This window comes from Microcoleus sp. PH2017_05_CCC_O_A (genome assembly GCF_020738785.1).
Taxonomy (GTDB): Bacteria; Cyanobacteriota; Cyanobacteriia; order Cyanobacteriales; family Microcoleaceae; genus Microcoleus.
Genome location: NZ_JAEQCB010000029.1, coordinates 1 through 12,258 on the forward strand (window position 1 = coordinate 1; position 12,258 = coordinate 12,258).

Annotated in this window: 10 protein-coding genes and 1 tRNA gene; 1 reads left to right on the forward strand and 10 read right to left on the reverse strand. The window is 46.9% G+C overall.

Annotated features, from left to right (window positions below; all coding sequences use genetic code 11):
* Window positions 1-215: 215 nt before the first annotated feature.
* The 9 genes from fba to JGK20_RS08825 all read right to left on the reverse strand — a co-directional run bounded on the left by fba (window position 216) and on the right by JGK20_RS08825 (window position 8,935).
* Window positions 216-1,295 (reverse strand): class II fructose-bisphosphate aldolase, encoded by a 1,080-nt coding sequence (fba, locus tag JGK20_RS08790; RefSeq protein WP_293190471.1) that lies wholly within the window; start codon window positions 1,293-1,295, stop codon window positions 216-218.
* A 240-nt stretch (window positions 1,296-1,535) separates the two neighbouring features.
* Window positions 1,536-1,607 (reverse strand) — tRNA-Lys (locus JGK20_RS08795).
* A 67-nt stretch (window positions 1,608-1,674) separates the two neighbouring features.
* The gene (locus tag JGK20_RS08800) at window positions 1,675-2,574 is read right to left on the reverse strand and encodes an aldose epimerase (RefSeq protein ID WP_293190470.1); all 900 of its coding nucleotides are present in this window, start codon (window positions 2,572-2,574) and stop codon (window positions 1,675-1,677) included.
* A gap of 177 nt (window positions 2,575-2,751) precedes the next feature.
* On the reverse strand, window positions 2,752-4,854 hold the full coding sequence (locus JGK20_RS08805) for a CapA family protein (protein WP_293230112.1): 2,103 nt from the start codon (window positions 4,852-4,854) through the stop codon (window positions 2,752-2,754).
* A 234-nt stretch (window positions 4,855-5,088) separates the two neighbouring features.
* A complete protein-coding gene (locus JGK20_RS34465) occupies window positions 5,089-5,814 on the reverse strand; it encodes a transposase (RefSeq protein ID WP_366038702.1) in 726 nt (241 codons plus the stop codon).
* A 13-nt stretch (window positions 5,815-5,827) separates the two neighbouring features.
* Window positions 5,828-6,337: a transposase gene (locus JGK20_RS34470; protein WP_366038687.1), complete on the reverse strand. Its 510-nt coding sequence runs from the start codon at window positions 6,335-6,337 to the stop codon at window positions 5,828-5,830.
* 103 nt (window positions 6,338-6,440) lie between these two features.
* Window positions 6,441-6,614: a hypothetical protein gene (locus JGK20_RS08815; RefSeq protein WP_293177207.1), complete on the reverse strand. Its 174-nt coding sequence runs from the start codon at window positions 6,612-6,614 to the stop codon at window positions 6,441-6,443.
* A gap of 55 nt (window positions 6,615-6,669) precedes the next feature.
* Window positions 6,670-7,449, reverse strand: coding sequence for a 3-methyl-2-oxobutanoate hydroxymethyltransferase (gene panB / locus JGK20_RS08820; RefSeq protein ID WP_293190468.1), 780 nt, complete (start codon window positions 7,447-7,449; stop codon window positions 6,670-6,672).
* A gap of 451 nt (window positions 7,450-7,900) precedes the next feature.
* Window positions 7,901-8,935: a Gfo/Idh/MocA family oxidoreductase gene (locus JGK20_RS08825; protein WP_293190467.1), complete on the reverse strand. Its 1,035-nt coding sequence runs from the start codon at window positions 8,933-8,935 to the stop codon at window positions 7,901-7,903.
* A gap of 739 nt (window positions 8,936-9,674) precedes the next feature.
* Between JGK20_RS08825 and JGK20_RS08830 the strand changes: the two genes are divergently transcribed.
* Window positions 9,675-9,974: a ferredoxin gene (locus JGK20_RS08830; protein WP_293129326.1), complete on the forward strand. Its 300-nt coding sequence runs from the start codon at window positions 9,675-9,677 to the stop codon at window positions 9,972-9,974.
* A 374-nt stretch (window positions 9,975-10,348) separates the two neighbouring features.
* On the opposite strand, the gene JGK20_RS08835 is transcribed toward JGK20_RS08830, so the two are convergent.
* The gene (locus JGK20_RS08835) at window positions 10,349-12,004 is read right to left on the reverse strand and encodes a SpoIID/LytB domain-containing protein (protein WP_293205281.1); all 1,656 of its coding nucleotides are present in this window, start codon (window positions 12,002-12,004) and stop codon (window positions 10,349-10,351) included.
* Window positions 12,005-12,258 lie beyond the last annotated feature (254 nt).

A 12,258-nucleotide genomic window follows, 5' to 3' on the forward strand; every position in this document is an offset into this window, starting at 1 on the left:
AGGCTAACACTGCATAATTTCAGCCCAAAAGCGTTTGGCTTCCAAGTTTTCACAACTGATAAAAAAATCCGACCCACATCTGCGGAATGTGGGCTTTAAGGGCGATTTATCTATCTTTCTCATCTCTCCACACACAAAAACCGGGCAACTTCACAGCTACCCGGCAATCTAAACTTTAGACTTCAGATAAATCTAAAATCTTCAACCTAAAATTATTAAACAGCGACAGTCTTCTTAGCAGAAGAGCTCAATTCGCCCTTTGCATACTTAGCTGCAAAATCATCCAAAGACATTTGCTTGATCTTTGTACCGTGACCGGCGCAACCGAAAGAGTTGTAGCGATCGCTACAAACCTTCTGCATATACTTGATCGACGGCTTCAAGAAGTGGCGGGGATCGAACTCATCTGGCTTAGCAAACAAAGCTTCGCGCACCGCAGCGGTAATCGCCAAACGGTTGTCAGTGTCGATGTTGATCTTGCGAACGCCGCACTTGATGCCTTTTTGAATTTCTTCGACAGGTACGCCGTAGGTTTCGCGGATAGTGCCGCCGTTGCTGTTGATGATTTCCAGCAATTCTTGGGGTACAGAAGATGAACCGTGCATTACCAAGTGAGTATTTGGCAGGCGGCGGTGAATTTCTTCGATGCGGCTGATTGCCAAAATTTCGCCAGTCGGTTTGCGGGTGAATTTGTAAGCGCCGTGGGAAGTGCCGATCGCCACTGCGAGAGCATCAACGCCGGTTTGCTCGACGAAATTAACAGCTTCTTCAGGATCTGTCAGCAATTGATCGTGGGAAAGCGCGCCTTCAAAGCCGTGGCCGTCTTCTGCTTCGCCCATCCCTGTTTCCAGAGAACCCAAGCAACCCAGTTCGCCTTCAACGCTAACGCCGATCGAATGAGCAACTTTCACCACTTCGCGAGTAACTTCAACGTTGTACTCGTAGCTGGCGGGAGTCTTAGCATCGCCTTCCAAAGAACCGTCCATCATTACGCTGGTGAAACCTTGGCGCATGGCAGAATAGCAAGTGCCGGGGGCATTGCCGTGGTCTTGGTGCATGGAGATGGGGATGTGAGGATAGGTTTCAACTGCTGCCAAAATCAAGTGGCGCAGGAAATTTTCGCCAGCGTAGGAACGAGCGCCGCGAGAAGCTTGCAGGATCACAGGGCTGTTGGTTTCGTCAGCAGCGCGCATGATCGCTTGGATTTGCTCCATGTTGTTGACGTTGTAAGCCGGTAGGCCGTAACCATTTTCAGCCGCGTGGTCGAGCAGCAGTCGCATAGGTACAAGCGCCATAGATATTCCTCCTAATTATTTGTGTTTCTGGACAGTGGATTTTGAACAAGCTGAATTCTTACGATAATCTTAAGACAATTTGTTGCCGATCGCGCATTATGTTTCCAGATTTCAATTTAGGCTTAAAAAATCCACATTGCCCAAAACTAAATTCGGGGCAATCCCGCTGGGATTGCCCCGAATTCGTGATGAAAGCTAGATTTTATTCTGCTTTCTACTTTTTACGTTCTGTCTGAAAAATGGGTCGCCCGGGATTTGAACCCGAGACCAATCGGTTAAAAGCCGAATGCTCTACCGCTGAGCTAGCGACCCGCGAAAACATTGTTACCGCACACAATTTCTAATAGTAGCACCCATCATTTCAAATAGCAAGTGTTTTTCAAAAAAAAGTTGCAGTCATGCGAACCAGCATCTCGCAAGTCGCTCCCGGCTGCAAATAAATCAAGTGTTCGCCAGTATTGAGGGCATTTCTAGGAGCCGTCCAAGGTTCCAAACAGTAAAAATCCTTGCCTTTCAAAGTCCAGAAAACCAACTTCCCATAGCTGGAGTTGTAACTGACGGTGAGCCGCAAGCCGCGGGCCTCGTCAGTTACAGTAGCAGCAAGACCTGTCAGTTCGTCAAAGGAAACATCTATTTCGTCGAGAGTCGGGTCAAAAACCCCTGTGAAATAACCTTTCTTGTGAGTGTGGTGATCTCTGTACTGCATCCCGGGAATCTCAAAGCGCAGATTTGTCTTGTCGGGTGCTAAAAAGTAAGGATGCAAGCCGCTAGCAAAGGGCATTGGTTCGTCACCAAGATTGGTGTATTCCTGCACAATTTCCAAAGAATTGCCTTTAATTTGATAAGTAAAAGCTAATTGGAAATCAAAGGGATAAACAGTCTGGGTTTTCTCGCTGCTTTTGAGCACTAGGGTAAGAGCCGCGCAACCCTCGGTAAATTGTTCCGTCGCCGTCCAAGGCAAGTCGCGAGCAAAGCCGTGCTGTTTGAGCTGCCGCTCCACTCCCTTGTGGGTGTAAGTGTCGTCGGGGAGATTGCCACAGATGGGAAACAAGATGGGAATCCCGCCGCGTACAGTCCGATCGGGATTGGCGAACCGTTCCGCGTCCAAGTAAAACATTTCTTTGCCTTCAACCAGCCAGCTAGTGGCAATACCGCCCCGTTCCGGCACAACTTCTAGGGTAGAGTTTGCGGTTTCGTCGGAGAGGATATAGGTTTTGTACTGCTTTTGCTTCAGCGCGATCGCAAACACATTTGTCATTGTTAGTAGGTCGTCGATCATTGGTTGTTAGTAAATCGGTCGTTATTAATTGGTCGCTGGTAGTTGATTTTCGCCCATCACCAGAAAGAATTGGTTGAAAGCCCGCCCGATCGGGAGAAATTAAAATCAGACTATTCATTACTCCAATCCTCTTCCTTCTAGGTAGAGGTCGCTCTCAAACTGTCAAGCGGTCAACTGTCAACTGTCAACTCCACTGGCCGTCCCCACGTTCGCAGCTATAGGAGGCAGGGCGAGCCGCAGCGAGCCGCGATCGCTGCTTTTGCCGGGAACGACTCTGTTTGTCGGCTGCTCTTTGAGTGCGACTTTGAAAGATACATCGCCAGTTGGGGGAATATAGCTTTGGGGACTGAGTACCCCTCCCGAACTCGGAGATGGGGGCGAAATAAACGGTTCTTTGATGAATGGTTCTTTGGTAAACGGATCTGGTTCCCGGCTGGGATTTTCAGGTTTAGTGCGATAGACGCGCGATGGCAAATCTTGACTCGGAGGCGGGTTCGACGACCTAGCAGGCCCTGCCCCGTTCTGGAAAACTGAGGAGTTGTCCGGCTGTTTGGGCAAAGCCGGTACAGCGGGCAAAATCGGAGTAGGTTTGGGTTGTCCTGGGCCTGGCAGATTGGTTTCTCCTGTCAGGGGGACTGGGGAAGCCGACCCGGGCCCGTAGGTACCGCTTTTTGGTGCTCCTGGCAAGGTCGAATTTGGAGTTTTTGGTGCCAATCCTGGGTTGATTGGGGCCTCTAGAACCACAGAAGAGCGCATCGGTCGATCGAATATACTAGAAATTTGTTCGACGCGTTTGAGGATGCGATCGCCCGCTGCTCCATTCACCACTTTCGGCTGAAACTTTTTCACCTCCACAGGCAAAAATTCTACCTTCATATTCCTGTCTTTGAGCGATACTTTCAGGACTGCGGTATCGTAATCGCTGCGAGCATTCGCGCCGAATATAAAATTACCCAACGAGTAAACAATCGGGCGACCCTTGTAAACTTCGGCACCTTGTAGGACATGGGGGTGGTGTCCCACTACCAAATCTGCACCTTGATCGATCGTGAACCGAGCCAAATCTATCTGCCAGTCCCCGGGATAATCTGCCAATTCGACTCCCCAGTGGTAATTAACAATAATCCAGTCTACCTGACCTTTGAGAGCTCGAATATCCTCTGCCACGCGATTGTTACGCCGGGGGTTGGTGCCAGCCTTACCTTGGTCGGCAGCATGAAGGTCAGCATCGTAATAACCGAGGTACGCGATCCGCTGACCCTTAACCTCAATAATATCTGGACGCCTTGCTTCTTTGATATCTCTACCGGCTCCCAGATGCCCTATACCAGCATTATTTAGAGTATTTATAGTTTCCACCAGCCCCGGTTCCTCGTAATCCATAGCGTGGCTGTTTGCCAGATTGACAATATCCACTCCTCCTGCTGTTAATACTTTCACCGATTCTGGATCGGCTTTAAAATTTAATTGTTTTTTGCCAGAACCCAAGGTAGAGCGAGTCAGGGGGTTTTCTAGATTAACCATCGATACATCTGCTTGCCGGTACTCGTCCATATTGGCAAAAGCCCAATGGTAATCGTTGCCAGCAGATGCGGCGATCGCATCCGATAGATTCACATTTCCTCCGAACATCAGCGTTACGGTGGGGTCGTAGGGATTAGCAACCTGCTTTTGTTGCACTACAGGTACTAATTCTAAGGCCGCTTGCACCGCATCCGGACGTTTGGGAGGCGGCCCCGACATTACCGCAGCTTGCTGGTAAGGGGAGGCTGGAGACATTAGCCGTAGGGCTACAGCCTCGTGGTAGCTCAGCCAACACCCTAAAATAAATGATGCCAGTGCCGAGCCCACTAGCAGCAGAGAACGATATGTTTTAAATTTAACCCAATCGACGACTAATAGGGAACGGTAACGCCGCTGGTTGCGGTTTGCCGGAGTCACTATTCGGACTGACTGTTTCCAGAGAATCTCTGGTTCCCCAGCCAAGCGCGCGTGAATTCGCACTCCTTCTACTGCTGGCGAGTTGAGTCTCCAGAGTTGGTGACAAATAAATTTAACTAAGCCTTCGCGGAGAGTGCTCCCCAGTAATGTATTCTCTGGTGCAAATCCGCGTTGGAATTCTACTAGGATTTGGACGCAGCCGGCTTGAGCCTGTTCGACGCGGGCATAAATCCCTTCGGGTCGCAGCAAGCTGTCAATCCAGTAATTCAGGGCCTGAAAGTTGCCCGATCGCGCTAGCTCCAAGATAGACGGCTGCGACCAATTTTCTGCATATACCATCAATTAGCCTCCTTAACACGTTCGAGCGATGACTTCAATTTGTTTTGAACGGAACTACAATTTTTTTAGCTTAACCGCCACTTCGCTGCCCGTTTTGAAGCTAGTTGTTGGTCGCCACCATTTTTTACATTTAGGTGATGCTTGCTGTCAGTGATTTTTATCACATTTTGGTATCTGGATTGTAGATTTTTGATTTTTGATTGGAGATTTGACATTTGAGATCGATTGAAATACTCACCGACCGTCGCGGACGGTGATTCTTGACGCTTCACCGACTGATGCTACCGGAGTAGTCTTACTCTGTCTCTGCGCCCATTTAGAGTCGTGGCGATTCCCCATCCCGACTTGCTCTATATTTTTAGCAGCATTTTCGTCTCTATCTTGCTCAGTGCCACAACTCAGACAAAGCACTGAACGAATAGATAAATCTATTTTGCCCCATTTGAAGCCACAGTCTGAACAAACTTGGCTAGTCGGTTCCCATCTACTAACTACTTTAAACTCCCTGCCAAACTTCTCAGACTTGGCCTCACAGAGAGTCCTAAACTCCCTCCACCCTTGCAAGCTAATCGCTCTGGAAAGCCTCCGATTCTTGACCATTCCCGACACGTTCAAATCTTCCAAAACAATCACTTGGTTTTCGTTGACTATTTTGGTTGATAATTTGTGCAGAAAATCTTTACGGGTATCAGCAATTCGGTTGTGCAGCTTGGCGATTTTGATTCGAGTTATATTTCTCCTCCTAGAATCTTTGGGTTGACGGGCTAACTTACGCTGTAGTTTGCGAACTCTTCGGTCTAGCTTTTTATAGCTAGGGCTTTGGGCTTTTTCGCCATTGCTCATCACCGCAAAGGTCTTAACCCCTAAGTCTATCCCAATACTAGGATTTTTCGCCTCAATCTGAGTTGGTTGAATCTCTACTACAAAGCTCAGAAAATACCGATTAGCACAGTCTTTGATGACTGTAACAGAACTAGGTTCTGATGGTAATTCTCACAGGCGAAACGGGTTTGACAATACCAATCTTGGCTAGATAGACACCATCACCTTTGAGCGAGAATCCATAGCGAGTGAGTCTTGCCGATTGACTATTCGTCCTCTTTTTGAATTTAGGATAGCCAATTTTACGATCTTTCCGCTTTCCTTTACCGGAGTTGAAAAAGTTCTTGAAAGCCGTTTCTAAATCCGCTACAGATTGTTGCAACGGGATGTTTGATACTTCACTTAACCAAGCTCTTTTTTCAGTCTGTTTTGCCTGAGTAATTACTACTTTTTGAAGTTCGGCAGATTTGGGTTTCTTTTCAGACTGTTTAGAAAGGGCAAGAGCATCATTCCAAACTACCCGAACACAACCAAACAATTGAGCCAATTTCTGTCGTTGTTGGTCGGTTGGATAGAATCTGTATTGATACCTTGCTTTCATTGTTTTCGGTTCTTTACTTTGTTCTATTATACTACAATACCGTTTACTTAAGAGCGCCATGGGGGTAAAACCCTATGAGAAATAGATACGGAGATTGCTTCGTTCCTCGCAATGACCATCTTAAGTAAACCGTATTGTATTATACTAGGTTTTACTGATAGAATTAGGAAGATTCAAAGAAAATTAAAGCCGTCCTAGAAGGACGGGGCTTGTTACCCGCTTTTTTGGTCAAGGGATAATTGAAGTTGAGATTTTCCAATTTTAGCGGTAATTGCGGGCGATCGCGATCGGCAAAACAGATGCTGCTAGGGGTGCGAACTCGTACAAGGCGAGTCAACAACCCGCTAAGTAGTATTCAATCTGCTGGCGAGCGAGTCAGTTCGATTTATGGTTTACAATTCGGGAAATTTTCGTTCTCTAACTTCTAGGGAATAATCTTGGACGGCTTGGGTAATTGTCGATCGCAAATTGACGTAAGCTTTCGCAAAAGGCGGTTGTTTTTCGGAAAGTCCCAACAAATCGGAAGTAACCAAAACTTGTCCGTCGCAGTGTGCCCCCGCACCGATACCAATGGTGGGAATAGTTAATTTTTGGGTAATTTGAGCAGCTAAGTCTGGGGGAATGTGTTCTAGGACGATCGCAAAGGCACCGGCTTCTTGAAGTGCGATCGACTCGGCTTTGATGCGATCGGCAGATTCGGCTGTTTTGCCTTGTTTTTTGTAACCGAGTTGGTGTACCGACTGGGGAGTTAAACCAACGTGACCCATCACCGGAATCCCGGCGGATGTTAGCTGCAAAACGGTAGCCGCCATTGCTGGATATCCGCCCTCCAATTTTACAGCTTGAGCGCCAGTTTCTTTCAAAACTCTCCCGGCCGAGTGCATGGCTTGCTGGGGACTTTCCTGGTAAGTCAAAAACGGCAAATCCACAACAACTAATGCTTGCTTGACTGCGCGACGGACTGCTTTAGCGTGGTGCAGCATTTCATCGAGGGTTAGCGGTAGCGTAGTTTCGTAGCCCAATATTGGCATGGCGAGGGAATCGCCGACTAGGATGATGTCAGTGCCTGCTTGGTCGAGTAGTTGGGCGATCGCATAATCATAACCGGTCAGCGCCACAATTCGACGCCCTTGCTGTTTCCACTGAATCAGTTGATGTGTAGTTACTGCCATTTTATTGCAAAAATATATAGCCTTTTTTAGATTGATGAGGTACTATGCGGCATTGGGCATTGGGCATTGGGCATTGGGCATCGGGCATCGGGCATACCTCACTTTTTTGAGAACCGCTATAGCCTTTTTTAGATAGATGAGATATCAATACTTCGGACAGTTTTAGGCACGATTGAATATTTAAAACCCATACTAGCTATTGCTTGGACTATTTTTTCAAACTTTAAGTTTAGCCTTCAGGCAAGAAAAAAAGATTAAAAATGCCAAGGCTTGTGCTGTAAAGATTACAGAGGCTTTAAAAAATTGTCCGAAGTATTAAGGTATGTCTGGCAATTGCTAATTGCTAATGGGGAGGAAAGGTTTTGAACCACAAGTTTTTCGGTGATTGCCGATTACCTTTTTATCTGAGTAGCGATTAGCGATTAGCGATTAGCGATTAGCGAATCGTACCTCATATTTCGATCGAACTGCTATATGAATTGTCGATCGCCAATTTTTGCCTAGTCTCGCTCGAACGCCTCGCAGCATCCGCTAATTTCAAAGCGTACAAACTACTGGTATTCTTGACGTACAACGGCGTACCGTTTAACAAACAGTCTAACACCATATCCGTATCCTTAGCAAACAAACCGCGCCGCGTTCCTACTGCGATCGCCTGCCGAGTTTCTCCCTGAATCAATTGACCGGATTCGGGAGTAAAAATCAGCGTTCCTGCTTCTCCGTAGATGGTAAAAATGTTTTCCGACTGCCAAAAAGTCTCTCCTTTTCCATAAACAGCTTCAGCGACAACGCCATTGGTAAAGCGTAACTGTGCGTTGCACAAACAAGCTTTGTAGAAATCCGGCTGAGTGTCCCAAAATTGAGTTTGACAGTTAACGGTTCCGACTTCTCCGAACAAATCAGTAAATCGGTGAAGTCGAGAAATTGCCCCGATTAAGGGAAAGCCAAATAGGGAATGCTGAAAAGTCCAGCGCTGCGGTACGGTACGCTGAGGGGTAATAGTAATGTAGCGGGCATAAAAAACTTTACCGATTAATGGTAAGGATTCTTTGATTGCTTGATGCAAACCGCCTAACAGTTCGATGTGTTCGATGTGGAGGAGTTTTTGCTTTTGGGCGGCAAGGGCGATCGCCCTTTCGGCCTCAGACACATCTAAAGATAGAGGATATTCGACCACAACGTGCTTGTCATTTTCCAACGCCGCCAGGACGATCGCCCCATGATCGCGGTTCACTGTACAGACAATTACCAAATCTAAATCATCTCTTTCTACCAACTTGCGCCAAGAAACCTCAGCCTCGGCGCCGAATGTTTGACAAAATGCTGCGGTTTTATCCGGGTTGCGGCCCGCGACTGTTACTAAGTGCGATCGGGCGTCAGCTACCAACGTCTCGGCCCTCAACTTAGCCGCAAAACCAGTACCCACAATCCCCACGCGAATAGGAGAATTTACTTTAAAACCAATGCCAGTATTGATTTGAGTCATAGGATTTTAGATTTTAGATTTTAGATTTTAGATTTTAGTATAGTTAAAGACTTGCAGTGCAGGAGCCCAGAGTTCCATCGTGCAGATTTTAGGCTGTGGTGCGATTTAGGCGGGCTTTGAGCACCCAAGTCTGGTGCGATATATCGCAACCGCCACATCGGTGAGGACATAAATAATCTCATGAATAGAGCCGATACCCTTTAAGCATAAATGGTTTGATTCCCGTAGTGTGCAACTGTCCACTGTGCAACTGTCCACTGTCCACTGTGCACCTGTCCACTGAGGGCGGGCACGGCGGGGCACCGCCCCTACCAACTGTCAACTGTCAACTGTCAACTGTCAACTGTCAACTGTCAACTGTCAACTGTCCATGGCTGCGGGGACAAATTCCAGCAAGTCTGGCTGAAAGTCGATGACACACCCCATAGCAAAAATCGGATTTTTTGGTTGTCGGGTTCAAAATAGGATTTTTTTCTGCAACCGGGTTATTTGGCGTAAGTCTTGCGGCAACAGTATCACAAGGCTGAGCGCAACATAGGTATAAGTAATCAAGATGAAATTAGAAAAAGTTATAACTAATCCCATTCAAATCTTTTGTAAATAAGTGTTGCAACCTTACTTCTTTCCCCTACTATCATAAAGGGAACGAACCTAAGAGCTCACCTCAAAGCTGATAGAGCCTTGAAGTTTGCATTAGGAAAACTTATCAATATTGTTGAATTTTTGAGAGGATTAGTGCATGGCAACTTACAAAGTTACCCTCATCAGCGAAGCCGAAGGAATCAACCAGACCATTGACGTTGATGACGATACTTACATTCTTGATGCTGCCGAAGAAGCAGGACTCGACCTCCCGTATTCTTGCCGCGCTGGAGCTTGCTCCACCTGCGCTGGCAAAATTACTGCTGGCGAAATTGACCAATCTGACCAATCTTTCTTGGATGATGACCAAATCGAGGCCGGATTTGTTCTGACCTGCGTCGCTTATCCTAAGTCTGATTGTACGATCGAAACTCACCAAGAAGAATCCCTCTACTAAGAAAGGATTCACAGGCGCGGTGCGCTAATTAACCCGGTTTCTTGTTTGCGTAATTGAGCTGTTTCAGCTTAATTACGTTAAGAAACTGGGTTTTTGTATGGAAAGATGGCGACAAAGATCCGACGTGCGGTTAGAAACCGCGTCTATACAAAAAATGTCCGCAGCAGACGTACGGTTAGAAACCGTGTCTATACAAACGATGTCCGCAGCAGACGTACGGTTAGAAACCGCGTCTATACAAACGATGTCCGCCTCCGCGGACTGAAGAAAGAAGATAACGTAATTTTAACCGGCCACTCTTCAACCCACGCACCATCCGGGTTTTGTTTGTCTAGACGCGGTTTCAACCGCCGAATCTTATGGCGAATCTGATGCTATTCCCGCCAAAATGTAATGGAATCGTTGAGGGGCACAACTTGAGCGCCGGGAAAATAAAAACTCAGAATACGATCGCCATTCCAGCCCAAATTAGCTAAATTGTAAGAACCAGTTTGACTCATTCCCACGCCGTGTCCGAAACCGCCTCCGACAAAAGCATAGCCGTTAAGAGTTTTGTCAGGATTGTAAATTGGATCTAGATAAAACAGCGTGCTAATCGGCGGATAAAAAGCATTGCGAATCTCATCTTTGTCAATATCGATGGGGCCCAAATCAGTTTGTACCTTCATCTGCAAAACTCGACCAGCGGCCGACCTTTCCACCACTTCAACTTTGGTGAGAGTTTTAAAATTAGCTAGCGGGTGCTTTTTCTTCTGAAGATACTGCCGCAGAAATCCACCAATTGATGTCAGTGAGACTTCTTCGCGCCAGCGGAAGGTTTCTTCTTTTTCCTCATTAAAGCCTGCTTTGAGAGTCATAAAGCGGCGGAAGTTGGTTTCGTCAGACAAGCTCTGCTTTGTCAAGTCCCAGAGGTTTTTGGGGGAATCGACGATCGATCGCAAATATGGACGTTCTGGGCCGTGCCACACATCGCCAAAAGTCGCCGTTACGCCGCCGCTAGACGCTGAATAGAGCGCGTCTACGAGCTGATTTTCGTAAGTTAGGACTAAACCTGCTGTTTGGGCGATCGCGCGATCGCTCTGCGGGAAAACTTCGGTCAAACCTTTATAAACTTGACAGTTAACATCAGCGCACAACTCGTAATTATCCACAGCAAACCGGCGCAAATTTCTCAGCGCATAAGTTCTCGCCAAAATAGTTTGAGCGACAATCGAAGCGTAGGGCGAAAAAGCCCCTATTTCGTGAGGAACAACACCGCGCAAATAAGTTTCCGTCGGCACATTATTGACTAAAGTATAAGTACCGTAAGAATTTTTTTGTAAGTGCAAACTGCCACCGTAACGGCGAGTTTGTTGAATAGCTTTTTCTGGATCGATAGCTGTCGCCTCTTGGGTAGTTTGTTCAAATACCTCAATTACATTTTTTCCCGCCGTGACATCCAACTCATTGCGGTTGAAACGAAAGCCATTTAAAAGCCAAAACGTTTGAGGTATTTGTTTAAAAACTTTCGTATCTAAAAAAGCAGTTTTGTTACCTTGAGCTTGCAAACTTTGCAACAGCCAGCGCCGCACTATAGGAGAATTATAAGTATCTCTTTTTGCCCAAACTTGCCAGCGCAAAGGTTGAGCAATTTCCACATCAATACCCTTGGCGCGCCACTGATTGGCGCTATCTTCTGCACTCTCAAAACTGCGGTGGGAGCTCAGAACAACTCGTTCTTCTACTAATGGCGCTTCCAGAGGTTTATTCGCTATTTCTAGCTGGATGCTGGCGGTAGTTTTAGTTTCTATGCCTTGGGGAGTTTTGTAACTTAATGTTAAGCGATCGCCAGGTAAAGCTTTCAGCGTCAGTTTATCGGTGGGTTTGGTGCCAAACCGCTGCACCACGCCGATTTTGATGAGTCTATTTTGGGGAGTTTGGGCGTATCCAGCAGCGTTGGAAAGGGGCAACAGGCACAATGCGGTGAAAACAGTGCTAGAAATGCAGCTAAACCATTTGTAATTGGGAGTTGGAGGTGCTTGAGCGAACACGGTTATCTATCTCCCGATAGTTGAAATTTGGGGATTTGCGATCGCTACGTTAGCACATTTGGCCGCTGGTACAGCGAAATTCCCAAAGATATGCCAGTCGTAGGGTGTGTCGCCTGCGATAAATGCCTAAAAGAGCGACTTTTCGAGCAAAATAATTGTGTCCTCAGAAACCGGGTTTCTGCGTAGATTTCTCGCCACTAAACACAAAATTTCGTAGAAACCCGGTTTCTAGCCTCCCATAAAAATAGTTGTGT